The organism is Bacteroides cellulosilyticus DSM 14838, from assembly GCF_000158035.1.
Lineage (GTDB): Bacteria > Bacteroidota > Bacteroidia > Bacteroidales > Bacteroidaceae > Bacteroides > Bacteroides cellulosilyticus.
The window spans coordinates 678013-704233 of the sequence record NZ_EQ973492.1; the positions used below are offsets into that span (position 1 = coordinate 678013).

General features: G+C 41.9%; 30 protein-coding genes. 12 read left to right on the plus strand and 18 right to left on the minus strand.

Annotated features, from left to right (window positions below):
• Nucleotides 1-166 precede the first annotated feature (166 nt).
• The 5 genes from BACCELL_RS20875 to BACCELL_RS20895 all read right to left on the minus strand — a co-directional run bounded on the left by BACCELL_RS20875 (nucleotide 167) and on the right by BACCELL_RS20895 (nucleotide 3935).
• Complete coding sequence (locus BACCELL_RS20875) at nucleotides 167-1102, minus strand: DUF362 domain-containing protein (protein ID WP_007214050.1); 936 nt, start codon at nucleotides 1100-1102, stop codon at nucleotides 167-169.
• A 38-nt stretch (nucleotides 1103-1140) separates the two neighbouring features.
• Nucleotides 1141-1536: a phosphoribosyltransferase gene (locus BACCELL_RS20880; RefSeq protein WP_007214051.1), complete on the minus strand. Its 396-nt coding sequence runs from the start codon at nucleotides 1534-1536 to the stop codon at nucleotides 1141-1143.
• Between the two features lie 24 nt (nucleotides 1537-1560).
• Nucleotides 1561-2070 (minus strand): hypothetical protein, encoded by a 510-nt coding sequence (locus tag BACCELL_RS20885; protein ID WP_007214052.1) that lies wholly within the window; start codon nucleotides 2068-2070, stop codon nucleotides 1561-1563.
• 152 nt (nucleotides 2071-2222) lie between these two features.
• Nucleotides 2223-3344 (minus strand): DUF362 domain-containing protein, encoded by a 1122-nt coding sequence (locus BACCELL_RS20890; protein ID WP_007214053.1) that lies wholly within the window; start codon nucleotides 3342-3344, stop codon nucleotides 2223-2225.
• Nucleotides 3345-3452: 108 nt separating this feature from the next.
• Nucleotides 3453-3935 carry an HU family DNA-binding protein gene (locus tag BACCELL_RS20895; RefSeq protein ID WP_007214054.1) on the minus strand — a complete coding sequence of 161 codons (483 nt, stop codon included), beginning with the start codon at nucleotides 3933-3935 and terminating at the stop codon, nucleotides 3453-3455.
• A 279-nt stretch (nucleotides 3936-4214) separates the two neighbouring features.
• Here BACCELL_RS20895 and BACCELL_RS20900 point away from each other — a divergent pair, with 279 nt between their 5' ends.
• Both BACCELL_RS20900 and BACCELL_RS20905 read left to right on the plus strand, forming a co-directional pair.
• A complete protein-coding gene (locus BACCELL_RS20900; protein WP_007214055.1) occupies nucleotides 4215-4967 on the plus strand; it encodes a class I SAM-dependent methyltransferase in 753 nt (250 codons plus the stop codon).
• A gap of 41 nt (nucleotides 4968-5008) precedes the next feature.
• On the plus strand, nucleotides 5009-5812 hold the full coding sequence (locus BACCELL_RS20905; RefSeq protein WP_007214056.1) for a class I SAM-dependent methyltransferase: 804 nt from the start codon (nucleotides 5009-5011) through the stop codon (nucleotides 5810-5812).
• A gap of 47 nt (nucleotides 5813-5859) precedes the next feature.
• On the opposite strand, the gene BACCELL_RS20910 is transcribed toward BACCELL_RS20905, so the two are convergent.
• From BACCELL_RS20910 to BACCELL_RS27530, 3 genes are all read right to left on the minus strand, one after another.
• Complete coding sequence (locus BACCELL_RS20910) at nucleotides 5860-6357, minus strand: HU family DNA-binding protein (protein ID WP_007214057.1); 498 nt, start codon at nucleotides 6355-6357, stop codon at nucleotides 5860-5862.
• A gap of 343 nt (nucleotides 6358-6700) precedes the next feature.
• Nucleotides 6701-6985 (minus strand): DUF1349 domain-containing protein, encoded by a 285-nt coding sequence (locus tag BACCELL_RS27525; RefSeq protein ID WP_248604806.1) that lies wholly within the window; start codon nucleotides 6983-6985, stop codon nucleotides 6701-6703.
• On the minus strand, nucleotides 6973-7329 hold the full coding sequence (locus BACCELL_RS27530; protein WP_248604803.1) for a hypothetical protein: 357 nt from the start codon (nucleotides 7327-7329) through the stop codon (nucleotides 6973-6975). The genes BACCELL_RS27525 and BACCELL_RS27530 overlap by 13 nt, the downstream gene beginning before the upstream one ends.
• Nucleotides 7330-7744: 415 nt before the next feature.
• On the opposite strand from BACCELL_RS27530, the gene BACCELL_RS20925 reads away from it, so the two are divergent.
• Complete coding sequence (locus BACCELL_RS20925; protein WP_044154166.1) at nucleotides 7745-8473, plus strand: nitroreductase family protein; 729 nt, start codon at nucleotides 7745-7747, stop codon at nucleotides 8471-8473.
• Nucleotides 8474-8774: 301 nt separating this feature from the next.
• Here BACCELL_RS20925 and BACCELL_RS20930 read toward each other — a convergent pair whose 3' ends face one another.
• The gene (locus tag BACCELL_RS20930) at nucleotides 8775-8999 is read right to left on the minus strand and encodes a DUF4248 domain-containing protein (protein WP_007214061.1); all 225 of its coding nucleotides are present in this window, start codon (nucleotides 8997-8999) and stop codon (nucleotides 8775-8777) included.
• A gap of 207 nt (nucleotides 9000-9206) precedes the next feature.
• Between BACCELL_RS20930 and BACCELL_RS27535 the strand changes: the two genes are divergently transcribed.
• Together BACCELL_RS27535 and BACCELL_RS27540 are read left to right on the plus strand one after the other, a co-directional pair.
• Complete coding sequence (locus tag BACCELL_RS27535; protein ID WP_007214062.1) at nucleotides 9207-9533, plus strand: hypothetical protein; 327 nt, start codon at nucleotides 9207-9209, stop codon at nucleotides 9531-9533.
• Nucleotides 9530-10024, plus strand: a complete 495-nt coding sequence (locus tag BACCELL_RS27540) for a hypothetical protein (protein ID WP_007214063.1) — start codon at nucleotides 9530-9532, stop codon at nucleotides 10022-10024. Before BACCELL_RS27535 ends, BACCELL_RS27540 begins: the two co-directional genes overlap by 4 nt.
• On the opposite strand, the gene BACCELL_RS20940 is transcribed toward BACCELL_RS27540, so the two are convergent.
• The 3 genes from BACCELL_RS20940 to BACCELL_RS27640 form a co-directional block, all read right to left on the minus strand.
• Nucleotides 10013-10336: a hypothetical protein gene (locus BACCELL_RS20940; RefSeq protein WP_007214064.1), complete on the minus strand. Its 324-nt coding sequence runs from the start codon at nucleotides 10334-10336 to the stop codon at nucleotides 10013-10015. The two genes, BACCELL_RS27540 and BACCELL_RS20940, sit on opposite strands and share 12 nt — an antisense overlap.
• Nucleotides 10337-10344: 8 nt before the next feature.
• Nucleotides 10345-11166, minus strand: a complete 822-nt coding sequence (locus tag BACCELL_RS20945; RefSeq protein WP_007214065.1) for an RNA polymerase sigma factor — start codon at nucleotides 11164-11166, stop codon at nucleotides 10345-10347.
• A gap of 155 nt (nucleotides 11167-11321) precedes the next feature.
• Nucleotides 11322-12062, minus strand: coding sequence for a CPBP family intramembrane glutamic endopeptidase (locus BACCELL_RS27640; RefSeq protein WP_007214066.1), 741 nt, complete (start codon nucleotides 12060-12062; stop codon nucleotides 11322-11324).
• Nucleotides 12063-12317: 255 nt separating this feature from the next.
• Between BACCELL_RS27640 and BACCELL_RS20955 the strand changes: the two genes are divergently transcribed.
• Together BACCELL_RS20955 and BACCELL_RS20960 are read left to right on the plus strand one after the other, a co-directional pair.
• Nucleotides 12318-12854, plus strand: coding sequence for a flavodoxin (locus BACCELL_RS20955; protein ID WP_007214068.1), 537 nt, complete (start codon nucleotides 12318-12320; stop codon nucleotides 12852-12854).
• Between the two features lie 6 nt (nucleotides 12855-12860).
• Nucleotides 12861-13421 (plus strand): flavin reductase family protein, encoded by a 561-nt coding sequence (locus tag BACCELL_RS20960; protein WP_007214069.1) that lies wholly within the window; start codon nucleotides 12861-12863, stop codon nucleotides 13419-13421.
• A 93-nt stretch (nucleotides 13422-13514) separates the two neighbouring features.
• Here the strand turns inward: BACCELL_RS20960 and BACCELL_RS20965 are convergent, their stop codons facing one another.
• The 3 genes from BACCELL_RS20965 to BACCELL_RS20975 all read right to left on the minus strand — a co-directional run bounded on the left by BACCELL_RS20965 (nucleotide 13515) and on the right by BACCELL_RS20975 (nucleotide 16082).
• Complete coding sequence (locus tag BACCELL_RS20965; protein ID WP_007214070.1) at nucleotides 13515-14111, minus strand: sugar O-acetyltransferase; 597 nt, start codon at nucleotides 14109-14111, stop codon at nucleotides 13515-13517.
• 146 nt (nucleotides 14112-14257) lie between these two features.
• The gene (locus tag BACCELL_RS20970) at nucleotides 14258-15016 is read right to left on the minus strand and encodes a LytR/AlgR family response regulator transcription factor (protein WP_007214071.1); all 759 of its coding nucleotides are present in this window, start codon (nucleotides 15014-15016) and stop codon (nucleotides 14258-14260) included.
• A 1-nt stretch (nucleotide 15017) separates the two neighbouring features.
• A complete protein-coding gene (locus BACCELL_RS20975; protein ID WP_007214072.1) occupies nucleotides 15018-16082 on the minus strand; it encodes a sensor histidine kinase in 1065 nt (354 codons plus the stop codon).
• Nucleotides 16083-16339: 257 nt separating this feature from the next.
• On the opposite strand from BACCELL_RS20975, the gene BACCELL_RS20980 reads away from it, so the two are divergent.
• Genes BACCELL_RS20980 through BACCELL_RS20990 form a run of 3 tightly spaced genes read left to right on the plus strand, consistent with a single transcriptional unit; the run spans nucleotide 16340 to nucleotide 22008 of the window.
• Nucleotides 16340-17455, plus strand: coding sequence for an efflux RND transporter periplasmic adaptor subunit (locus BACCELL_RS20980; protein ID WP_044154169.1), 1116 nt, complete (start codon nucleotides 16340-16342; stop codon nucleotides 17453-17455).
• Nucleotides 17456-17464: 9 nt separating this feature from the next.
• Nucleotides 17465-20641 (plus strand): efflux RND transporter permease subunit, encoded by a 3177-nt coding sequence (locus BACCELL_RS20985; protein ID WP_007214074.1) that lies wholly within the window; start codon nucleotides 17465-17467, stop codon nucleotides 20639-20641.
• A 50-nt stretch (nucleotides 20642-20691) separates the two neighbouring features.
• Nucleotides 20692-22008, plus strand: coding sequence for an efflux transporter outer membrane subunit (locus tag BACCELL_RS20990; protein ID WP_044154274.1), 1317 nt, complete (start codon nucleotides 20692-20694; stop codon nucleotides 22006-22008).
• Between the two features lie 160 nt (nucleotides 22009-22168).
• Here BACCELL_RS20990 and BACCELL_RS20995 read toward each other — a convergent pair whose 3' ends face one another.
• A complete protein-coding gene (locus BACCELL_RS20995) occupies nucleotides 22169-23329 on the minus strand; it encodes an acyltransferase family protein (RefSeq protein ID WP_007214077.1) in 1161 nt (386 codons plus the stop codon).
• A 229-nt stretch (nucleotides 23330-23558) separates the two neighbouring features.
• Between BACCELL_RS20995 and BACCELL_RS21000 the strand changes: the two genes are divergently transcribed.
• On the plus strand, nucleotides 23559-24434 hold the full coding sequence (locus BACCELL_RS21000) for an AraC family transcriptional regulator (RefSeq protein WP_007214078.1): 876 nt from the start codon (nucleotides 23559-23561) through the stop codon (nucleotides 24432-24434).
• Between the two features lie 80 nt (nucleotides 24435-24514).
• Nucleotides 24515-25168 carry a DUF4476 domain-containing protein gene (locus BACCELL_RS21005; protein ID WP_007214079.1) on the plus strand — a complete coding sequence of 218 codons (654 nt, stop codon included), beginning with the start codon at nucleotides 24515-24517 and terminating at the stop codon, nucleotides 25166-25168.
• Nucleotides 25169-25235: 67 nt separating this feature from the next.
• On the opposite strand, the gene BACCELL_RS21010 is transcribed toward BACCELL_RS21005, so the two are convergent.
• Nucleotides 25236-25808, minus strand: coding sequence for a DNA-3-methyladenine glycosylase I (locus tag BACCELL_RS21010; protein WP_007214080.1), 573 nt, complete (start codon nucleotides 25806-25808; stop codon nucleotides 25236-25238).
• Nucleotides 25809-25918: 110 nt separating this feature from the next.
• A partial coding sequence (locus BACCELL_RS21015) for an alpha/beta hydrolase (RefSeq protein ID WP_007214081.1) occupies nucleotides 25919-26221 on the minus strand: 303 nt, incomplete at its 5' end.

The following is a 26221-nucleotide window of genomic DNA, read 5'->3' on the forward strand; positions in this document are numbered from 1 at the left end:
GTGACATCAATGCCGGTACAAACTGTATATGTGCCAGTCTGTGGAAACTATTTGGCAATATTTCCGCAAAATCCAGAAAATAAAAGGTTATCAGCCCGAAGATAACAACGGACAATATAATACGTGCTTTTCTCAACATAAGTGTATATACTTTATATCGCTTGAATTAAAGCTTGATACGCTTCACATTCAGCTTATCCAAATCCATTGTTCCAATCTTCAATGCCTGCCCATTAGCAAGGTGAGCTACGCTTTCAAGCGGCATTTCGCGAACCTGGTTAAAGAATTTGGTGGCAGCCGTATCTACGGCCACAATATCCTGTGAAATAAATAATCCTTTGGTCAATACCACATCCGAAGCAGAACGTCCACGCGGACCATTCGTTTTCAAAACGCGATAGGCATCCACCACATTCAGCACTGCTTTCTTATCCATTGTGCAGATATCGGCAATACATTGCTGCAAGTCGTTGGAATGGAAGAAACCGCGATCCCAGACAATACCCATGTGGTTCTTCATGGAAATCGTCAGGTTGGCGCCGCCATGGTTTTTCAGGATGGGCACATTGATCCATACATCACTGTTCAGAATAGCTTCGTGTACCTTGGCACTTTTCATGCGTACGCCTTTGGGCAATGAGACTGGTTTGTAGTAGCTTTCCAGATGAGCCGGCATAACTTTGGCACCCGCAGCTTTGGCAGCTTCTTCAATGCCGCTATTCTTGTAGCACTTCTGCCAGTCATCGCAAGTATGATCAAAAACCGTAACCTCCTTGGCACCTGCGGCAAGACATTGCTTCACAATTTCCGCAACCAGCTTCGGATTTGTATTACCGGCCAGTTCGGGTACTTTATCCCAACCGATATTCGGTTTAACCACGACCTTTTGTCCCGGTTTGATAAACTGTTTCATGCCACCCATTTCTGTAATAGCACGCCTGAACATCGCTTCCGGTTCTCCACCCATCACAGCTACCAGATCCACCTTACTGCCGCCAGCATTTGTCAGCTTTTGCGCCAGTATGTCCATTGCTTCGGAACGTTGCACGGTCATCACCGCACCCGTTACCGCCAGAGTCTTTAAGAAATCCCTTCTATCCATAGGCCCTTTTGAATTGTTAATTGCTAATTATGAATTACTTATATGATCCACGGGAACTTAAAACACGTCTCGTCAAACAAGGCATAATCTGCCGTGCCATTGACTGCGAATGTTTTTATCATACGTGCCTCTTTTAGTAATTCGCACGCCAGACGAATGGTAGAGCCTGTCTTAATACGGTCATCTACCAATAAGATGCTTTTATCTTTAAAATCAAAGTCAACCGGAGCGAGCAACTGGGGTGCATCGTACTTTGGATGCTGGTATTCATCCCGCAAATTGATACGTAGCAGATGCACTTCTTTTTGCAATCGCTGGTTGATGATACCTGCCGGAACGATACCGCCATTAGCAATAGCCACGATCATATCAAAATCATCGTGGAATTCAATTGTGCGGAAGCGTTCCAGCACTTCTTCCATTGTTTTTGCCATATTGTTATGGGAGATAGTCTATTATTAAAGTTTGGAAATAGCTTTCAGCAGAGCGTAACCACCGAACCATTGGATCAGCATACCCGGAATACCGATACGGAAATCTTGTACGGCCAGGAAGAAGTTACCACATATAGCCCATTCAAAAGCAGTGCCTATCACTTGGTAAGCAAGAATCACACCAAGCAATGCAACTAAGGATATCTTCTTTGTATATCGTGCGGCAAATGCAGCGGCTCCTGCAAGCAAACCGGATTTTATCAGCAACACAGGCAATGCAGCGGCAGCGGGCATACCAAACAGTAAATGATTAATCACCGGAGAAAGTAAAGCTGTAAGCAGTCCTACACGGAAACCGAATTTATAGGCGGCAATCAGTGTAAAGAAATAGATAGGCAGCAAAGTCGGTCCGCCCATGGGAACCAAATGGCAAAGCTGCGGCAGTGCTATATTTCCTGCAACAAATAAGAATGCAAACAAATAGGTCTTCACGTTACTGAACGACAAAGAGTAGAGTTTAGCAGATGTTTCCATTATTCAATGATTAGATTTTAATTTGTTATTATTATGTTTCTTCGAGATACAAAAGTAGGGGATGAGTGCTCATTTTGTTTGAAGATTTGTCTCAATCCTTACAGGTTTTGTATCGGTACATTTATATTAAGACTCTTTCGGACGGAAAAGGTTTAAATCTTCACCAATTCATATTGCATATTACCCAATCCGATCTTTTCCGCATGGCGCAATCCAGCCAGCCAGTCCGTATCCGGGTGCATCATGTGGAACTTGTCATGGCCGCACAAATCATCGTGCTCATGTCCGGCAGAAAGGCAGTTACCTGTGTGCAGTATAGGAGCCTGGATGACCATATCCGCGCATGCTTTATCCAGAGCCACCGGGTCTGTAGAAGCCAGAATACCGAGGTCGGGTACAATGGCGGCATCATTATGATTCCAACAGTCACATTCCGGAGATACGTTCATTATAAAACTGATGTGGAAGTTGGGCTTATCTTTCACTACGGCCAGTGAATATTCGGCAATCTTATAGTTTAAGCGTTCGGACGTATCTTCATCGCCCATAATGGCGCCGTCATACTGGCACAAGGCGACACACTGTCCGCAGCCTACGCATTTAGCGTAATCTATTTCTGCTTTGTGTCCTGCATTCAGATGTACGGCGTCGTGTGCACAGTGCTTCACGCAGATATTGCAGCCGATGCAACTTTCCGTATCTATTTTGGGTTGAGAGGCCGAATGTAGTTCCAGTTTTCCGGCTACGCTGGCACAACCCATGCCCAAATTCTTTAAAGCTCCGCCAAAGCCGGCTTGTTCGTGTCCCTTAAAGTGATTCATGCTGATGATAATATCCGCATCGGCTATGGCAGTACCAATCTTAGGGGCGGCACAGTACTCACCGTTCAAGGGAATTTCCCGGCAATCCGTACCTTTCAATCCATCTCCGATGATGACCTGGCATTGGGCGGATATAGGATTATAACCGTTTTCCATTGCGCTTTGCAGGTGATCGACGGCATTGGCACGACGGCCTGAATATAGTGTGTTACAGTCCGTCAAGAAAGGTTTTGCACCATTGTTGAGCAATAGGTTTGCCATGCGAGCCGCATAGTTCGGACGAAGATAAGCAAGGTTTCCCGGCTCACCGAAGTGAATCTTGATAGCGACAAAACTGTCTTTTAAGGGTAGCTGTTCAATACCTGCCCGCTTTACCAGGCGCTCCATCTTATCCAGAAGATTGGAAGTAGGAGAGGTACGCAGGTCTGTGTAGTAGACTTTTGATGTTTCCATATTACCTATTTATAGTTATAATATGTGCAAAAATAAGAGATATTATCCATATAAATAGGTATGGGAACAAAAAAAGTAGCGAAGTTCTTTCGCTACTTTAATTTGGCATTATCCTAACGGATCATCCTCTATACCACCGTCACCTCCTTGGTTGCCGCCGTTACCGTTACCACCGGAACTGCTTCCATCCGTATAATCTGTATCGATGGGAATGGCGCGGGTTACGCTCATTTCTCCCAAAGTACGTTGGAAAATCTTCCCCGGAGTGAATACAATACGTTTACGTACTATATTGCTTGCCGTAACGCCTTCTGCGGTATCCGCGCTTTTGGCCTTAATGGTGGGGCGGAAGATGCCGAACTCTCCCAATTGAACACTTTTTCCGTCATCAATATCCTCCGCCATCATATCAACCAGACCGCTGACTACCAAGTCTACCACTTTTCGATGGACTCCGCAAAGTCGACTAACCTTTGCACACGTTTTACTAAAACTCATCTGTCCCGAACGTACAGATTTTGCTACATACTTCTCAGTCTTTGTGTCGTCAAAGCCAAACACTCTCTTGGTCACTACATACTCTAAAGCCATAATAATTAAAGTTTAATAGGTTAAAAAAATAAGGTTTACTGTTGTCATTTGTTTCAGATGACTTTGCAAAGGTACTATATGACACAAGGGGGATTGTCCCCTTTCGGTACCTTTAAACGGATAATTTTGAGAAAAATATAAAAATAATTTTTTCGGCTAACGATCAAATCCAGACAGAGTAGAGTGAATTAGTTGAAATAGTGCTCGTTATGAAAACAAATAGTACTACCTTTGTATTGTTAAGTAAATATTAGTACTCACCAGATATTGAAGAATCAGATGAATAGCAATTATAAAGTTGGGGATTTGATTTATGATGCGAATATTTATGATGGAATGAATACCCATATAGATGATTTGCTATTTTACAAGCGATGGCTGCCTAAAAACAAGGATGCCTGTATACTTGAGCTTTGTTGCGGTACAGGTAGACTTACTATTCCGATAGCGCAGGAAGGATATGATATCAGCGGGGTAGACTACACTGCTTCTATGCTTGAACAAGCGAAAATAAAAGCTGCCGGAGCAGGATTAGAAATAGAATTTATTGAAGCTGACATCAGAACTCTCGATTTACAGAAGAAATACGACTTTGTTTTTATTCCTTTCAATTCGATCCATCATTTATATCAAAATGAAGATTTGTTTAAAGCATTGCGTGCAGTTAAAAATCATCTCAAAGCAGGAGGCATATTTCTGTTAGATTGTTTTAATCCCAATATCCAATACATTGTAGAACATGAAAAAGAACCCATAGAAATTGCTGAATATACCACCAAAGATGGGAGAGAAGTATTGATAAAGCAGATTATGCGATACGAGAGCAAAACTCAGATAAATCGCATAGAATGGCACTATTTCATTAATGGTGAGTTTGATTCGGTTCAGAATTTGGATATGAGGCTATTCTTTCCTCAAGAGTTAGATTCATATCTGGAATGGAACGGTTTTGAAATTCTTCATAAGTTTGGCAGTTTTGAAGAAGAAGCATTTTGTGATCATTCGGAAAAACAGATATTTGTTTGCCAATGAGCTATTAATAAATAATATGAAAGAACTATCTACAAGAAGACATGAGAATCATAGATCATAAACCTGTTTTATTTGAAAAGTCCGGTCATAACATTTGGACCGACCCTTACATTCAGCAGCAGATATTAAAAGAGCACCTTGATCCGCAATCCGATGGCGCAAGCCGGAAGCAGGAATCAGTTCTGAAGATAGTGGATTTCATACTCCAGCACACAAAACCCCAAAGTCATTTGCTTGATTTAGGTTGCGGTCCGGGACTGTACACATCGCTTTTAGCAGATAAGGATTATATGGTGACAGGCATTGATTTTAATAAAGCTTCTATAGAATATGCCATTGGAAAACGGGAGGAAATCAACTATATTTTGGGTGACTACATCAATAATTATCCTATGGGTAAGTACGATGCAATCACCATGATCTATTGTGATATGGGAACCCATCCGGATAGTGATCGCGACCGATTGCTGGACAATATATATCTTTCGCTGGCTGATGGAGGCATTCTCATTTTTGATGTTTTCTCGGAAGGGATTATTGATGACAGACAGGAAAGCCGGGATTGGGAATATGCCCCTTGCGGTGGGTTCTGGAATGAAAGTGAATATTTACTTCTAAGCCAAACATTCCATTATCCGGAGAACAAAGTTTTTGCATATCAATATAACCTGATACTTGAAGACACAGCCAAACATTTCATCATTTGGGAAAGGTATTATTCGGAGGAAGAAATAACAAGTATATTGAGAAAGGTAGGATTTCGTAAAATATCTATTTATAAAGAACTACTCGGCAAGAATGATTTTACATCGAGTAGTGAATTTTTTATAGTAGCAGAAAAGTGAGTAGCGAAAGAACTTCACTGCTCACTTTTTCACTCTGACAAGGAGATTTATCCTAATGGATTTTCATCCAAACCGCCGTCACCACCTTGGTTGCCACCGCCCTGATTTCCGCCACTGCCGTTACCACCGGAACTGCTTCCGTCCGTATAATCCGTATCAACGGGAATAGAACGTGTCACACTCATTTCTCCCAAAGTACGTTGGAAAATCTTTCCCGGAGTAAATACAATACGCTTGCGTACTATATTACTTGCCGTTACACCTTCCGCAGTATCCGCACTTTTAGCCTTAATGGTGGGGCGGAAGATGCCGAACTCTCCTAATTGAACACTTTTTCCGTCATCAATATCCTCCGCCATCATATCAACCAGACCGCTGACTACTAAATCTACTACCTTTCGGTGGATTCCGCAAAGTCGACTAACCTTTGCACAGGTTTTACTAAAACTCATCTGTCCCGAACGTACAGATTTCGCTACATACTTCTCTGTCTTTGTGTCGTCAAAGCCAAACACTCTTTTGGTCACTACATACTCTAAAGCCATAATAATTAAAGTTTAATTGGTTAAAAAAAATAGGGTCTACTTGCCATCATTTATTTCTGATGACATTGCAAAGATAGGATGTAGTGCGGGAAGTATTGTGCTCTTTTGACACCTTGGAGTGGGTTTTTCTGAGAAAAGTTGTAAATGGATGATTTAAAGCGCTTTGTGAAAATCGATAGAACTTGCTCTTTCTTATTATTTTTAAAGATAAGAGCAAGATTCTTTTCTTTGTTATCAATTGATTCCAAAACTATACTTAAATCATAAGCTTTTTCAGAAAGTAGAAATATTCTGCGGCTTTTGTCATGCCATTTTAAGAATTACACCTTCAATATATAATGGCTTATTCTCCCAAGCGGAAATCGCTAACATTATCGTGAGATAAAGAAATTTCTTCAAAACGACTTGTGCAGCTGCCTTTTTGAGGACACTGGCTGCTGATGCCCAAATAGATATTCTTTGGATAACAATTCTTGTATAGACGAACCATGTTCCATCTTTTCTTATCGATGGAATAATAGCTGGCAATGGTTTTTGTATCAGATGAAATCTTCAGGTAAACAGATGAAACATCTAATTTATCATGATTATTATCATCGGATGTTCCTTGTGTTCTTACTGTAACAATACGGTGGTTACCGTATTCACCTGTTCAAATGCCAGTTTCTGCCAAAGTGAATCACAAGAATATACAAAAAGGTCGGCTGCATTATACAATCCCTCTGTTGTAAACTCCGGAGTAACCTTGGCTATTAACGTAAAAGGTTTCGTGTTCTCAACGGGGACGAGCAGGATAGGAAGCGTTGTATTTGACAGTTTTCCATTCGGGTCACTGAAGAAATCCAGTCCTTCGGTACAATGGAATTCCAATGCGCCATCATCAAGCAGTTTCACGCAATTTTCAGCTCCATTGATGGCATTAGTGAAAGTGATGTTTCCCGCACTGATTTTGCAATCTGTAACTTTGTTCATAACTGTTTCGTTCATTGTTTGTTGAGACTCATCTTGCTTAGCAGAATTGTTAGATTGGCAAGAAGCCAATATGATGCTTCCTGCAAGAATTACTTGACAAATAGTATTACTTTTCATTGCTTAATAGATTATGAATGATTAATTTTTTGCAAAAATAGTCTGTTTCGGCCATTCACACAATGGTGAAAAATAACCAAATTCATAACGGGACAATAAACAGGTTTGGGAAAGCATCACGAATTAGTGATATACAGCACATCGATCATTCTGATTACACGAAAAGTCCGGTTAGTTGAGGAACAATTAGCTTATGGGGATGTTTTTAATCTTATACTATAGAATTAATTCTATGAGTATCCTGAAGTTTTTTAGCTCTAAGGAAAAGTATAATAGTATTATAACATTTTACAGCATTATGAATTTAGACGAAGTCCTCCATTATCGTCGCTCTGTGCGAGCGTATGATAGAACAAAACTGATAGATCCGGAAAGAATAAAACATTGTCTGGAATTGGCAACATTAGCTCCCAACAGCTCGGATATGCAGTTGTGGGAGTTCTATCATATCACTCAGCCCGAATTGCTGACAAAGGTTTCAAGAGCCTGTCTCGATCAGAAAGCTACTTCTACAGCTTCACAAATAGTTGTTTTCGTGGTGCGGCGTGATTGGTACAGGAAACATGCGCGGTTTGTGCTTGATTTTGAACGGGAGAATATCCGGCGTTACAGTCCGAAAGAGCGTCAGGCCAAACGCATCAAAGACCGGGAATTATACTATGGCAAATTGATGCCGTTTGTTTATGCCCGTTTCTTTGGAATCTTGGAATTATTCAGAAAACTGCTGGTTAATATCATCAGCATTTTCCGCCCGATGATGCTCGAAGTCTCCGAAAATGATATGCGTGTGACTGCCCATAAATCTTGTGCACTTGCTGCCCAAACGTTTATGATTGCTATGGCAAATGAAGGGTATGACACTTGTCCTCTGGAAGGTTTAGATAGCCGTCGGCTAAAAAGGATGCTGAAATTGCCTCATGGTGCTGAGATAAATATGGTTATTCCCTGTGGAATACGGGATGGTAATAAAGGAATCTGGGGAGAACGGTGCAGAGTACCATTTGATGAAGTTTATCGTAGAATTTAAAGTCGTTTTTGATTATCAGTTCATGCTATATGTTAGGTATTGTGAAAATGTAAAGTTCGTTTGTACTAAGTGAAATAAAACATACTATAGTCTCAAATATAGACAAATTATAGGCGTTTTTCTGCCTTGTTCAGCTTCCTGTTATTCGTTTTTAAAGAATAACGGGAATGTTTTTTAAGAACGTGATCAACGTTTATTAAAAACGTAAAAAGCCTCTTTTAGGCCTAAATTCGATAAATATCAACAAAAAAGGCGGTGATTCTTATGAAGAATTACCGCCTTTCCTATTTATTGTCTATTATTATTCTGGGAATGGATCGCCCAGATTCTCTATTATCAGTCCGTATTGCTTGGGGGAGAGCCAGCGATGATTATAAGGCTGATAGCCCGTTTCAACTAAAGCAGTCGCCAGATTTGTACACCTTTTAATGCTTCTTTGTAAAGATCTTACCGCATTTTTCGGAGTGGAACAACCGGGGAAATACATACCGGCCAATTCGGAGAAAGAAAGAATCAGTTTTGCCATTTGCTAAGGTTTTAGGTTTAATATTAAAATTCAGTTTTTTAAAGCTCTACAAAGATACTACATCAGAAAGGCGAAGTCAAGTATTTGGGTTGGTTTTTCCGACTTTTATTTTTTCTTTTTTTTATTCTTCTCATTTTTCTAAGATAACATCTTGTATATTCGTTTTTTTTATAAATTTGCCCAACTTACAACATAATAAAAAACAATATGCGACACTCTTGTATTTCCTTTCTCAGCATCTCTCTTTTTCTTCTCACGGCTTGTTCCGGAGAAAAAGGTTCACATGAACAGGTTTCTACAGTCAGTATTGATAAAGGCGTCGAACACTTTGATGCGGACTACACTTCGGCACAATATCAGTCTCTTTTTAAAAATCCGAAAACGCTCCGGCTGGAAACGAATGATAAATGCCTGTTGAGTGCTAATGCGTACCTGCTTAATGTGACTCCAAAGTACATAGTTATCGGAGATAAGACGAGTTTTTATTTCTTTAATGCCGAAAACGGTTCTTTCCTTTCGATGCTGAATCGGTGACGGGCTTTTCAGGTGGCTACATCGTGCCCAGATTCAGAGCCGGAAACGACCAAGTGTGTATCGTGATTAATGATACGTTGTATGCCAGCAGAAAGGAAAAACTCATTCCAGCTGTAGCCATCAATCAGGGCAAACTAAAGATGCCGACAGATTTGAATGGTGATCTTGAACGTATGCTTACGGAAGGGAAATATTGTATTAAGGCGGAAAATGCTTTATTGGTGAATGACCTGTTGTTTTATGATTTCTTCTGGAATGAAAGCAGGCATTATACACTGTGGGATACAAATAGCGGGGAATTGTTGACTCATTCGGAAAAAGGATACGCCATGCCTTATAATGAGAAAGCAATTGTAAATACTCCTGTTTCCCTTATCCGGAACAACAAGGCATATACATTGCTTTCTATTGATAAATTGGCTCAATATGGTTTAGCTAATGAGGAGGATGACTCAAATCCTACATTGCTCTGTGTGGATTTAGGAAACTGAAATATAGTGTCCTGCAAGCCCAACCAATGTTCCCAATAATATGGCATTGAATGCTATTATTGGCAAAGATTTCTTATCCGAATGTCCTACCTGAATAAGCATCGGGATAGTTAGTGCCAAGCCTACAACACCTCCTTTCAGCCACCAGGGAATATGAGGTATGTCTACATTGAGAATAATGATTGAAACAAAGAAGTAATGGAAAAACGCCGAAACGGTGGAGTGGCGGGGAAGTTTCTGCATAATCATAGGAATGATGTCTATGACTCCGGCAACCAATCCGATAATTGCCGAGAAAATTAATTTGTCCATGTCAGATATTATTTAATTAGTGATGAAAAATCATCCGTTTTAAGCAAATTGAAAAGATATTCTTTGGCTTGTTGTTTAGAAGAGTGTCTGAGTAAGTTTGAATACAGGGCTGTCGCGGCATCAATGTTTTCCATGGCAGACTTCGATGTGGAGATTCTCTCCGGTATCAATGATGATGAGTAAGGCAGGGCAGGATCGATACGGTGTTGGCTGAGGGCATAATTTACCCGGTTTATGCAGTTACATTTCTTGCCTCCTGCATGTTCGCAATATTCTGACAGGAAAGTACTCATTACCTTTCTGGAGCGTGACAGCCGTTGCCTGAAGTTGTCAGCCGACAATCCTGTAATCTCACTTCCCAGTCTGCTGTCTACATCAAACATGGTTCCCAAAATGAAGATTAACCTGTCGAATGGATTTAAGCATTGAAGCAAAACATTGGTGCATGACAGTTTAAGCTCTTCCGAGAAAATCTTTTTCTCAGCCGGATTCGTTTGGTCAACTGAAGAGGCGGCATATCTGTCTATATCACTCCCGAAGATTTCAAAAGACAAAGGATGATTTACAAAGTCTTTATTCTTCTCATTGATTAAATGGTTTACGGCTATTTTATACACCCATGTCGAAAATAAACTTTTTCCTTTATAAGAAGAAAGGCTTGTGATGACCTTTATCAGAATGTCTTGCTTTGCGTCTTCGGCATCTTCAATCCGCCCGAGCATGCGCAATGACAAATTAAACACCGGGCCTTCAATATTTTCAATGATTGCTTCTAATGCCTCTTTAGAGCCATTTATCGCTTGGTCCACATGATAGATTTCTATTTCCATGATTTCTGTTTTATATATTTAGACATGGGCCGAAGAGGATTGTGACAGTCATTTGTGTTTTTAACATTAAAAAAATGCAGAGACTATTCTTTTTATCGGATAATCTCTGCAATACCAGATACATGCTTTACACTCAGTGGAGTTTTATAGTATGATTATAACAAATAGAATATACCATACATCATTACGAAATTAAATCCCGAATGTGCCGCAATTGCTCCCCAAAGTGAATCACAATACAGCTTACATCTGAAAAACACCTGGCTGACTATAAACATTGAAAACACCCAAAGCAAGGCAGGAATCGGTAAGAAGCACCATGTTCCCAGTGTATAAACGATCCCGAAATGGGCTACATGCGTTAATGCAAAAGCCAGTGAATCAAAGTATGAAGCCTTTGTCTCTCCGAACTTAGGGACAAAGCACCCGTGAATAATGCCTCGATACAGGAATTCTTCGCCTATCGGACTAAATATCATGCTTGGAATAACAGCGATTGTGAAGTACAGTAATTTATCATCTCCTGTTATACCACTGCTGGGATTATTTCCCCCGATATATACAAATGCGTTTTCGACAGATTGTCCATACAGAAAAGAAAATAAACCAAATATGGCCAAGCAAATAACTCCGCCAGACAGGAAAGAAACTCCTATTCTCCACCAATGCGCGGGACGTTTAAGCCCTATGCCTTTCCGACCATACTTTGTAAGAAGAATGAACGGGATAATCCACATGCTTAAAAATACGAACATGACAGTGCCGTAACTTCTGTCCACATAAGATTGTAGCACGATTATAAAACGGGGTATTCCGAATAACAATATGAGAAATACGCCTAATTTCCAATTAAATTGAAAATGATTGCTCCAGAGTTTCTTTAGATACCGGTCCATAGCAGTAGAATTTATAGATTACACTTCTTTTGAAAGAATGCTCGTAAAATTACAAAATAAATCGAAAGGACAATCTGCTTTTACATTTTACATGCCCACCTTTTCTTTTATCCGTAATATTGGTTATATATTCCGTAATTTATATACCTGCATACTGGATAATACTCCGTAATTTTGTATCATTGCAATATGCTTCCCGAATCGAAGCGTTTGCTACGGAAAAGTAATCTATGTTTGAACTAAATAATATATCGTATGAAAAGACTTACATTCTTTATGGTAGCGATTATGGCGTTATGTTTAACCGCAATCGCACAGAAACAAAGTTCTAAGACATTGGTTGCCTATTTCTCGGCAACGGGAACAACAGAAAAAGCAGCCAAGGTAGTTGCAGAAGTCACAGGTGGCACTCTCTACGAAATACAGCCTGCGAAGAAGTACACCTCTGCCGATCTGGACTGGCACGACAAGTCCTCACGCAGCAGTGTGGAGATGGCGGATGCCAAATCACGTCCTACTTTAAGCTCCAAAGCGGAGAACCTGGCGGACTATGATACTGTTTATATCGGTTTTCCCATCTGGTGGAATTTAGCTCCGAGAATCATTAATACTTTTATAGAAAGTGGTGATTTTTCAGGTAAGACAGTGATTCTGTTTGCCACATCGGGCGGAAGCAGTATCTCCAATTCCGAAAAAGAGTTGCAGAAGACTTATTCTAACCTAAAGTGGCAGAAAGGCAAACTGCTGAACGGTGCAACCAAAGAAGACATTAAACAATGGACTAAAAAATAAATTAGTATGAGAAAGAATTACGGAGCAAAACCCTTTTCCTATCCGCAGCCGGTGTTTATCATCGCTGCTTATGATGAAAATGGACTCCCAAACGCTATGAATGCGGCTTGGGGTGGTATCAGTGAAATGAAAGAGATTAGTATTTGCATCAGTGAAGGACACAAGACCACTGCGAATATCCTGAAACGCAAAGCATTTACAGTAAGTATGGCAGAAGTGGGGCAGGTTGTTGCCTGCGATTACGTAGGTATCGTTTCCGGCAATAAGGTAACGGATAAATTCGCCCGTGCAGGCTTCCATGCCACCCGCTCGGAGTTCGTGGATGCCCCGCTGATTGACGAACTGTCCGTAGCGGTGGAGTGCAAACTGAAAGATTATAATCCCGAAACCTGCATCTTGCGTGGAGAGATCGTAAATGTAAGTGTAGACGAGCGTGTACTTGATGAAAATGGAAAAGTAGATGCTTCCAAAGTAGCTCCCATCATCTTCGATCCGTTTAACAACGACTATCTGAAGGTGGGCGAAAAGGTGGGTAAGGCTTTTTCGGATGGTAAGGCGTTGAAATGATTCTAAAATCAGGTCTTCACAAAAAAATATTCCTCAAAGTATAGCTTAAATACTTTGAGGAATACAGATCAATGATACATTGTGATAGTTCTGTTAAACTACTTCATTATCAATTTGTTTAATCACCCTACAAGGATTTCCCACAGCTACGCAATTATCAGGAATAGAGTGGGTTACTATACTGCCGGCACCTATGACACTGTTTTTCCCAATTGTCACTCCCGGTAGGATTATCGCACCACCACCAATCCACGCTCCATCATTTATTCTCACGGGGAGTGCATAGGTTTTGCAAATACCTTCTCCTGCTTCCCAATCCGCCACAACTCTTTCTTGCAATTTGGTAGAGTGGGTGGCTGTGTATATCTGTACATTGGATGCTATCAACACATTGTCGCCTATCTCAATGATATTGTTGTCTACAAACGTACAGTTCATATTGATGATAACCTGATCACCGATGAAAATGTGCTTCCCGTATTCGCAATGGAAATCAATATCGATGTGAACATGTTCTCCCATCTTGCCGAACAAATCATGAAAGATTCGCTTTCTCTGTTCCGTGTCGGCATAATCCGTTTCATTTAGTTGTTTCAATAATCTTTTAGCGTTCAGCGTCATATCTGCCAATACTTTGTCACCGCCATTGAACGGTTCTCCGGCTAAGCACTTTTCCAATTCTGTTTTCATATATTGAGATCTACTAATTTTTAGAGCATTCAGGTCATTACGAAGATGACTTATTCACCACATTTATGTGATAAAGATAAGGCTAAAAAACGGAAATATGAACAACTATACTTTTCAAATACCAGATTAAAAACAACCATTAATGATTATTTATCCAACCACTCTTTCAAAGCAGAAGCTCGTTCTCTACTTACAATAATCTCTGTATCAGGATATTTTTTCATATGTATTTTTAATCTGGAGTTAAAGTAGTTGCTTACATTCCGTATGCTGTCAATGTGCAAAAGATATTGCCTGTTTGCCCTGAAAAAAATATCGGGATTGAGTTGGCTTTCCAGTTCATCCAATGAATAAGATATGTTCATGGATGCTCCATCGTTCAGAAATATAAGCGTCGTCCGTTCTTTCAAGGCGATATGGCTGATGTTTTTCACTTGTACGGAGATGTACCCATCCCGGTAGGGCAACAGGAAACGCTCGCGATAACGGTAATTATTGCGGTACATATATTCCACTAACCGACGCATATCTTCTCCATGCGTGTCGGACAAAGTCCGGCGACGCACCTTATTGATGGCTTCAGCCAATTCTTCGGAATTAATGGGTTTGAGCAGGTAGTCGAAGCTGTTATATTTAAAAGCTTGGATTGCATATTCATCATAGGCAGTGGTGAAGATGATTGGGGATGGTATGGCCGTCTGACGCAATACGTCAAAACTTAGTCCATCGGACAGGCGTATGTCCGCAAGTATAAGATCCGGAGTCGGATGGGTTCGTAGCCATTCCACCGATTCCTGAATATTGGCCAGTGGTCCTTCCACATGAAAAGTCGTATCTATCTCCTCCAATTGACGTCTCAGGCGATTGAAGTTTCGCTGTTCATCTTCAAGAATTAAGATATTCATATTAAGTATTATTTATAATAGGCAGTTTGACAATATAGGTATTTTCTCGTTGTTCGATAAAAGGTTTTTTCTTGCAAAGTAAGAGATAACGCCCGATGATATTTTTATTGCCGATCCCCGTCGATTCAAAATCGGATGCTATCGGGCGTAAGTCGTTTTCTACTACAATATCATTTTCTTCACGGAAAACACGTATCGAGAGAGGGTGTCTAGCCGATGCACGGTTGTGCTTAATGGCGTTTTCCACCAATAATTGTAGGCAAACGGGAGGTATCTGCCCGTCGATTTGCTTCAATGTTTCATCTATATTTATGCAGACAGCGTCCTCGTAGCGCATTTTTATCAAGTAAATATAAGAATGGAGGAAAGCGATTTCTTCTTCGATGCTTACCGTATCTCGTTTCAGATTCTGGATGACGTACTGGTACACCTTTGACAAGTTGTCCAGAAACTTTTCAGCCAATGCAGTGTCTTCCACTATCAATTCAGAAAGAATGCTGAAGTTGTTGAACATGAAATGAGGGTCTATTTGCGATTTCAATACTTCCAATTGCATCTGTGCGGCATGTTCCTTTTCTTTCAGAAGGGTTATTTCCAACTCCTTTTTCTGTCTTTCGGCTAATATGGATGATTCCATATATTGGGCATCAGTATAGATATAAGACACGAATGTCGCCATTACACTGAATATGTACAACCCCTGATGAAAAAAAGCAAGCCCCTCATCAAAACATATATTTATCAACAGAGAAAAGCACCAAACGGTCAGGTTGTTAAATAAGAGTAGCAGGAAAGCACAGATAAACAGTCGTAGATACGGTTTATCCGTAAATGAAACAAGACGAAACGACCAACTGCTATAAAAGACAGATAGTTCCACGAATACGAAACTTATCAGCAACGACACGCCGAAATCGATCATATAATCTACAAACGACAGTTCGCCGCCGAAAAACCACGTAGTATATTCTTTGTCGATCAATGCTGTCAGCAGATAACTGAGAAGAAATACAATCACTACCAGTAGCACGCGATTTTTTATATTGTCGAACTTGGTTTTTGCCATCCGTTTTTATTTGCAAAATAAGTGACTTTCACCTCTTCCTCCAAACAAAGTGGAGATGAAGCTTCATAAATAGTTCTCGAAATGATATAAATTGAGTGTGAATCGAATACAGGAAATGAAAAAGAGAGTATATTTCATTATCCACATGTCGTAATCCATTTATTACGTTTCCGAAACTGTTTTCTACGCTTCACGCATTTGCTTATTGCGGTACAGTTCCGTAATTCTTTCCTTTGCGCCAAAAAAGAGAAGAAAGAATGAAAAGAATTATTGGAGTTATACTTTTAGCATGTACAATGTGCCTGTCTTCGTGCAAGAACAGGGAAGTGAAAGAAACACTGCCATTGTGCCGGGTGATGACTGTTGCCGCAAAGGCGGTGGAAATAAACGAGTCTTATTCAGCTTCCATACAAGGGCGGCAGGATATTGACATCTATCCACAAATATCAGGTACGATAACAGAGCTTCGTGTGTATGAAGGGAAAACGGTTCGGAAAGGTGAAGTAATGTTCGTCATAGATCAAGTGCCTTACCGTGCAGCATGGCGCAAAACAATGGCTGATGTACATGCAGCTGAAGCACAGGTGGAGACGGCTCGTCTGGAATATCGCAGCAAGCAACAGCTTTTTGCGGAAAAAGTCGTTTCAGAATACGATCTGTCCACTGCGAAGAATGCCCTTGCCATTGCCGAAGCGACATTAGAACAGGCAAAGGCTTTGGAAGAGGATGCACGGAACAGCCTGTCTTATACGGAGGTAAAAAGTCCGTCGAATGGAGTTGTCGGCACACTACCTTACCGGGAGGGCGCATTGGTCAGCGCTTCGATGGCTATTCCGTTAACTTCCGTTTCCGACAATTCAGAGATGTATGTCTATTTTTCAATAACCGAGAAGCGGGTTCATTCCTTACTCCGACAATACGGATCTCATGATGAAGTAATCCGCCAAATGCCTCCGGTCAGATTACAACTGAATGACGGTAGTCTGTATGGTGGACAAGGACACGTAGAGAGCATTAGCGGCATTATCAACCGGAAGACCGGTACGGTATCCGTCCGCAGTATTTTTGATAATACCAACCGTACATTATTAAGTGGGGGAATCGGTAATGTCATTATTCCGCATCGTGAAGATTCTGTCATTGTCATTCCGCAGACGGCTACCACCGAATTGCAGAATAAGATTCTGGCATATAAGGTAGCTGAAGATGGTTGTGTTCACTCCTGTGAACTGACTGTGGAAAAACTCAATGATGGCAAAGATTATATTGTCAGATCCGGTCTTGCTGTAGGTGACGTAATTGTAACCGAAGGAACGGGACTCCTGCGGGACGGTATTCAGATAGATATAAGAAAAGATGAACCCTCCAAATAATAAAAAACTATGAACTTGAGATTTTTTATAGACCGCCCAGTTTTTTCTGGCGTCATATCTGTCGTGATCGTACTAATGGGATTCATCGCCTTATCTAATCTGCCTGTGGAACAGTATCCTGATATTGCACCGCCTACTATTCAAGTATTTGCCAACTATCCGGGAGCCAACGCCGAAACGGTACAGAAATCGGTTGTAGTTCCTCTGGAGGAGTCCATCAACGGGGTGGAAGATATGACTTATATCACCTCCACGGCCTCTAATAACGGTGATGCCATGATAAATGTTTATTTCAAGCAGGGAAGTAATGCTGATATGGCGGCGGTAAACGTACAGAACCGTGTATCCACTGCCTTGAGTTTGCTTCCTGCCGAAGTGACAAAAGTCGGTGTTACCACCATGAAGCAACAGAATGCCGAACTGAAAACATTCTCGCTCTTTGACCCTACCGGGAAATATGATTTGCAGTTCTTGAACAACTACATGAAGATAAACGTGGAACCGCGTATCAAGCGTATCGGAGGTGTGGGTAATATGATGCTGTTCGGTTCCAATTACAGTATGCGTATCTGGATGAAACCCGATAAGATGGCGCAATACGGTCTTATCCCTTCGGACATCACCGCTATGCTGGAACGGCAGAACATTGAAGCTGCTACGGGAGCCTTTGGGGAAAATCATGATAACGCCTATCAGTACACAATGAAATACCGAGGCCGATATTCCACTCCGGAAGAGTTCGGTGAACTTGTCGTTCGTTCCCTCCCTAGCGGTGAGGTTCTCCGACTCAATGAAGTGGCAGATGTAGAGTTGGGCGATGAAGCCTACAACTATTCGACTGAGATGAATGGCCATCCGGCTGCCATGGCAATGATTTACCAAAAGGCCGGCTCCAATGCTTCGGAAACTATCAATGAAATAGATGCCGTACTGGACGAGCTCGGCAAGGATTTACCTAAAGGACTGGAATTCGTAACTCTGAACGACACGAACATTTTTCTGAAAGCATCCATCAAGGTTGTATTGAAAACATTGTTGGAAGCTATCTTACTGGTAGTGCTGGTGGTATATGTGTTTTTGCATGACATTCGTTCCACCCTTATTCCGACGATAGGCATTGTGGTATCCATTGTTGGCACATTTGCTTTTATGGCAGTGGTTGGATTTTCTGTCAATTTAATCACGCTCTTTGCACTGGTTCTTGCTATCGGTACGGTAGTGGATGATGCCATTATCGTGGTCGAAGCGGTACAAGCACGTTTCGATATAGGTTATCGTTCTTCCTATATGGCCACCAACGACGCTATGCGGAGTGTCGCATCGGCTATCCTGACCTCTACGCTGATATTCATGGCCGTGTTTATTCCCGTTTCCATGATGGGAGGTACATCCGGAGAATTTTACAAGCAATTCGGCATCACGATGGCCGTAGCTGTGGGGATTTCAGCGATCAATGCATTTACCCTTTCACCTGCCTTGTGCGCTTTGCTGCTTCATCCTTACAAGGATGAGCAAGGGAATACGAAGAACAATTTTGCCGCTCGTTTCCGTACAGCGTTCAATGCGGCTTTCGATGCGATAACTTCCCGATATATGCGCTCTGTTCTGTTCCTTGTCAAGCGTAAATGGCTGATGTGGGGAACGCTGGCGGTGTCGATGATATTGCTTGTCTTTTTGGTGCGTACCACCAAAACCGGACTTGTTCCCGATGAGGACACAGGTTCGGTAATGATTAGTATGAATGCCAAGCCCGGAACTTCGATGGCTGAAAACCGGCGTATCATGCAAGAAGTAAACCGGAACATAAACCGGATATCCGGCATTGACTATAACGCCAACATCGTGGGATATTCCTTCAGTGGCGCAGGTTCATCTATGGGAATGTCATTTCTTTCTCTTAAACACTGGGACGAGAGAAAGGGAAAAGGACAATCGGCAAGGGAAATCATAGACAGTATCTATGCTTTCGCTCCCGGTGTACCGGATATACAACTTTTTGCCGTGACTCCTCCAATGATACCGGGCTACGGGATGGGAAGCGGTTTCGAACTTTATCTGCAAGACAAGGTTTCAGGCGATCTGAACAAGTTCAAGGAAGTGGCGGACAACTTCGTAGCAGCTCTCAATGAACGTCCGGAGATAGAGATGGCATATTCTTCTTTTGAAACGAACTACCCGCAATATTGGGTTGATATAGATGCAGCCAAATGCGAACAAGCAGGTATTTCCACTATTGAGATTCTGGAAACTCTTTCCGGTTATTACGGAGGAGGTTATGTGTCGAACTTTAATCGTTTCTCCAAATTGTACCGTGTGCAGATACAAGCAGATCCGACATACCGGGTTACTCCTGAATCCTTGAACCATATTTACGTTCGAACGGGTGAGGGAATGACGCCTCTCGCACAATTCGTACAGCTTACCAAAACCTATGGGCCACAGGACATGTCACGATTCAACCTTTATAATTCCATTTCTGTCAATGGAACACCCGCATCCGGATACAGTTCGGGGGACGCATTGAAAGCGGTACAGGAAACAGCAGAAAAGCTGCTTCCGGCTAATTATGCGTACGAGTTTGGAGGTATTTCCCGCGAGGAAAGTCAGACGACTAATAATGTGGCTATTATCTTTGCCATCTGTATGGTGTTGATATATTTGATATTGTGTGCGCTTTACGAGAGTTTGCTCATTCCTTTCTCGATCATTTTGTCCGTTCCGTGCGGATTCTTAGGAAGCTTCCTGTTTGCTCAGATTTTAGGTCTGGAAAATAATATCTATATGCAGACCGGACTCATCATGCTGATAGGATTGCTCGCCAAAACCGCCATTTTGCAGACTGAATATGCAGTACAACGCCGAAAAGCGGGCATGTCGCTCTTACAAGCTGCTTATGTGGCGGCAAAAGACCGTTTACGTCCGATTTTGATGACGGTCATGGCTATGATATTTGGATTGCTGCCTCTGATGATGGCACACGGTGTAGGTGCGAACGGTTGCCGTTCTCTGGCTTCCGGTGTAGTGGGAGGTATGTTGATAGGAACATTGGCACTGCTGCTATTTGTTCCCGTCCTTTTCATTGTCTTTCAGTATTTGCAAGAAAAAATCAGACCTGCACAGACTTCATGTAAAGATGCGGATTGGGCGATACAAACGGAATTGGAGAACCTTAAGATAAAAGAATGAAGATGAAATTTGCATATTATACATTCATATTGTTATGGGCAGTTTGTCTGATGACGGGATGCTCCATATATAAACCTTATTCCCGTCCTGAAGTTCAGACCGAAGGATTATACCGAGACTTGGAGGAAACAAAAGACACTGCTTCAATAGCTACTCTCGGCTGGCGGAATTTATTCTCGGACAAAAATTTGCAAGCCTTGATCGATAAAGGGTTGGAACGAAATACGGATTTGCGTGTAGCCCATACACGGGTGAAAGCTGCAGAAGCGGTGTTAATGAATGCACGACTTTCTTATCTGCCATCGGTAGTACTGGCTCCGGATGGCAGTATCAGTGGTACAGAGGGAGCGAAAGCGATAAAGACATATAATCTTGCCGCTTCCGCAAGCTGGGAAATAGATTTGTTTGGAAAAGTAACCAATGCCAAACGAGAGGCGCTTGCCGCTCTCGAAGGAAGTCGGGCTTACAGGCAGGCGGTAGAGACACAGCTCATAGCCACAATCGCCAATAGTTATTATATGTTGCTGATGCTCGACCGCCAACTCATCATCAGTGAACAGACGTTGATTACTTGGAAAGAGACAGAACACTCTATCGAGGCGTTGAAACGGGCTGGAAAATCCAACGATGCAGCGGTACTTCAGGCCAAAGCGAACCGTTTGGCATTGGAAGCGTCTGTGGTGTCCATACGGAAAAGTATACGTGAAACAGAGAACGGACTTTCAGCATTACTGGCCGATACATCACATGACATCATGCGGGGAGCACTACAAAAGCAACAGTTTCCCGACACACTTTCTGCAGGACTTCCCGTACAGCTGCTTGCCAACCGTCCTGATGTGAGACAAGCGGAATGGAATTTGGCACAAGCATATTATGCAACCAATGCCGCCCGTTCCGCTTTTTATCCGAGCCTTACTCTTTCCGGCTCTATCGGATGGACGAACAATGTCGGCGGTGTTGTAGTCAATCCCGGAAGTTGGTTGTTCAGTGCGGTAGGCTCGCTTATGCAACCTCTGTTCAACAAGGGAACGAATATAGCTAACCTGCGTCAGGCAAAAGCTCGCCAGGAAGAAGCTCTTCTTCTATTCCAGCAATCCCTGTTAGATGCTGGAAAAGAAGTAAACAATGCTTTGACACGTTGGCAATCTGCCCGCATTCGGATGGATTATGTCAATCAACAAATCATGACCTTGCAAGAAGCCGTGCGCAAAACCGAATTACTGATGCAACATACTTCCACTAATTATCTTGAAGTATTGACTGCACGTCAGAGACTACTGGAAGCGGAATTAACGCAGGCTCAAGATAAATTTGAGGAAATACAAGGAGTAATTGATTTATACCATGCTGTGGGAGGAAGATAGCCACATAAAAAAGTACATGAAGTTACAACATAAGATATTCTTCAGCTATTGGAAGTTGATATTGGATAATGCGGATAGGTGTTTCCTATCCGCATTACTTATAAATCCCGATTGCTGATTTTGCAAATTACAAGAAAATGCTACTTAGCATAGAGGTATTTTACCTTCTTTTCATCAAAAAACGCCTTTTCAGCCATTCACGTACCGGTTCGTCATACAGTTTAAGGCAAGCATACGCGATAGCAATGGATAAAATGAAGATGGAAACTGCAAGCAAAACATGCATGCCTAAAGGTGCGTCCGGATGATTCCGTGCCCAGGCTATCTGCATATAAATCAGCGGAAAATGTGTGATATAAAGAGGGTAGGAGATCTCTCCGAGAAATTGGCAGATGGCTACGGAACGTTTTCCCGTCACATTGCTGCCTGCTCCCATCGCTACTATTAAAGGGAACATAATAAGTACACAAAAAGCTTCGTAAGCACCATTCATCCACATGGCTTCCGTACCGCCGATGCGGGGCATAACTAAAATGGCAGCTATCAGCAATGAGCACCAGTAAAATCCTCTTTTTATCTTTATCAGTTTGTTGACGCGCGAGAGCAGTAGCCCCACGAAGAAAGGATAAAGCAGTCGGGATATACCGATGTAGAGTTGATCGGGAGTAAGGCTCCATCCGCCGATAAAGGTATATGCAGCCGCTTCTCTTGTGGCCAACAGGCCAAAAGTATCTATATTGAATGCTATGTCGATAGTCAGCAACGCTGCCAGTGCAACAAAGATTCCCAAGGCGATTTTAGAGAAATGGCGGATAAACAAAGCATAAAGAATGTTTGCTATATACTCCCACATTAGCGACCAGGTAGGACCGTTCAGGGAGTTCACTTCCCACCAGCCCCGTATGTCCCATGAAACTGGTGTGGGAATCATCAGGCAACCCAACAGAACCATCAGAAGGACTTTCCACCAAGGTGTTTCCATAATCAGAGGGAAAGCAGAACAGTCGCCCAGATAGAAAAAGACAGCTCCTATTAACGTGCCCATAATCACCATAGGATGCAGACGTACCAAGCGTCGCTTAAAGAAATCTTTTATGGACATCCTGTCCCAGCGGTCATCATAGGCATATCCTATTACAAAACCGGAAAGAACAAAAAAGAAATCCACAGCCAGATAACCATGATTCAAAATCTGATGGACAGGGCCCGCAGAATAAGTTTCAAACAAGTGGTAAGCTACCACAATCATTGCGGCAACGCCGCGGAGCCCGTCCAGTATTTCATAGCGCGGCTTCGATGCCAAATAAGTTGTTGTATTCATTATTTTGATATTAAATTCATTTTCACACTAAAAAATAACCTGCCATATTTTCGCAAACCTGGCAGGACCTAAGTTATCCAGATATCTGATATTATCAGTTTTATATCGCGTGCAAAGTTATCCCTCAATTAGTTTACGTATTTATCTTATCGTTTATTAGAATTGTCTTATATTTGCATATTTCCCTGTATAAGGAGGAAAATAATGGAGAATATTAAATTATAGTATAATGCCCCAATCAGAAAGACGTTCTTTTACTTTCGAGAATGTTCATCTTGCGCCCGATGAACAGATAGGTTTGCATCAGCAATCTACCTGGGAGCTTTCGTATGTGATCGTAGGTTCCGGCATGAGGTTGATAGGCGACATGACGGAGCCTTTTCTTGGCGGAGAGGTAGTTATGATACCGCCGGAAATTCCACATTGCTGGTATTTTGAGGACGATGATACGGATGAGCAGGGCAGGATTGCGAACATTACCGTGACGTTTGACAATGATTTCCTCGATAGGTGTTCCGGTACTTTTCCGGAACTGTGCGGACATATAGATAAGTTGAAGAAGAAGTATGATGCGGTGAAATTCGATAAGGAAAAGTCGGAGGCAATCATTGACCTTCTGGAAGAGATGTGTAATCAAAGTGAAGCTGAAAGAGTTGCATCCATGATAAAGCTCATCCTGATAATGGCAGATAGCGGCAGTGAGCACGTGGTAGGTAAATATCAGAGGATTGACAAAGAAACGAAGCGTATGAATCAAATCCAGACATACGTTATCTGCAATGCAAAGCGGGACATTACGCTCGATGATGTGGCACGGTATGTAGGCATGAACCGGGCTTCTTTTTGTATATTCTTCAAGAAAGCTACCGGAAAGACTTTTGTCACTTATCTGAACGAGTATCGTATAGGTTTAGCCTGCCAGCTTTTGAAGCAGAAGAGGATGACGGTTTCAGAAATCTGCTATAATGTTGGTTTTAATAATGTGCCATATTTCAACCGGACTTTTAAGCGTCATAAAGGCGTCTCCCCCTGTGAATACAAACAAGGTGGCAAAGCTGATGCTAACGAAAAAAAGAATACTGGCAAAATAGGGAAATCTCCCTAAATAATAGGGAAAAAGATAATATTATATGTTTTTCTCCACTTATATTTGTAGCAACATAAAAACTAAAAACAATATATACAATGAAAACAATAAAACTGACATTAGCACTACTGGCATTTGCAATCTGTATGGGTAGTTGTGCCATGATTTTAGGGATTGACAGTAATACCCTGATGAAAATTCAGAAAGGAATGACCAAAGAGGAGATCACATCCATATTGGGACAGCCAATGCACCGTAGCTTCGATCACGAAGTGGAAGGATGGAGATATGAAAAAAGTATTTCCGGAGCTCCCGGTATAACGATCATCGATCTTGGATTTGTGGATGGGAAAGTGACTTATATGGATTCTTACGAGAAGTATACCAATCCTCCTGTAGCAGTTTATCCGTCTGTGGAAATTGGTGGAGAAGCCCCTTCCCGTCCGCATGTTAGTGGTGGAAGAGGGATGAACGAAAGGGATTTCTTGTCTCTTTACAACAAAGTGAAGAGCAAACCTTTCAAAGACGATCAACTGGATTTGCTGGAAGCCGGAATCGGTAACAGGGGATTAAGTTGCAAACAGTGTGTGCGGATGATGTCGATATACCGGTTTGATGATGACAAACTGGAAGTCCTGAAAATTTTAGCTCCGAATATCTCCGACCGGGAGAATTATGACGAGATAATCAATGCACTCGATTTTATCTCCAGTGAAGAGAAAGCAAGAAGTATTTTGGGAATAAAGAAGTAAAACGAAAAGGCGGTAAATTCATGCGAGGAAATACCGCCTTTTACTTTGTATGAAGTTATACTGTCATTTATCCTTTTCGACAGATACAGTCCGCCAGATGATCGTTGACGAATCCCGCAGCCTGCAAGTGGGCGTAGCAGATGGTAGATCCGAAGAACTTGAATCCTCGTTTTTTCATATCCTTGCTCATGGCATCGGATTCGGGAGATGATACCGGGATCTCACTCAAGGATTGAAAGGTATTGATAATCGGCTTTCTGTCGGGAAAGAACGACAGGGTATATTCATAAAAACTACCGAACTCCTTTTGTATGGCGAGGAATAACCTTGCATTTGTGATGGTCGATTTGATTTTCAGACGGTTCTTTACAATGCCATCAAAGTGCATCAACCGTTCTACATCTTCATCGGTCATTTGTGCTACCTGTCCGGCATCGAAACCACAAAAGGCTTTGCGATATCCCTCACGTTTTTTGAGGATCGTTATCCAACTTAATCCGGCCTGGGCACTCTCCAGCACAAGAAACTCAAACAGCGTCTTGTCGTCGGTCACTAAATTTCCCCACTCTTGATCATGGTATTTCACATACAGTTCGTCAGTTCCGCACCAACCACAGCGTCCGTTTACAAAATCTTGCATAATTACAGTACTTATAATGAATGTACAAATATAGTTGATTCACAACGGCATGCCAAATTTCAGTAAGCTATTTTACGATGGAAATCATTTTCCACGTTTCCCGAGTTTTCTTATTTCAGATTCTCGTTGAAGAATGCCGCCAATTTATCGAATGGAATGACATTTTTTCCTCCACCGTCGTAAAGGTCGGTGTGTGAGGCACCTGGAATGATAAGAAGTTCCTTATTGTCACGATAGTTGGTGTAAGAGGTCATATCGCGGTAGGCGTCTTCACTGAAATAGCGGGAATGTGCTTTTTCACCATGCATAATCAGTACGGCAGAGCGGATTTCTTTGCTATAAGCAAGAATGGGCTGATTCAGGAATGACATTGGGCCGGTGACAGTCCATCCATCATTGGAATTGCCCGAACG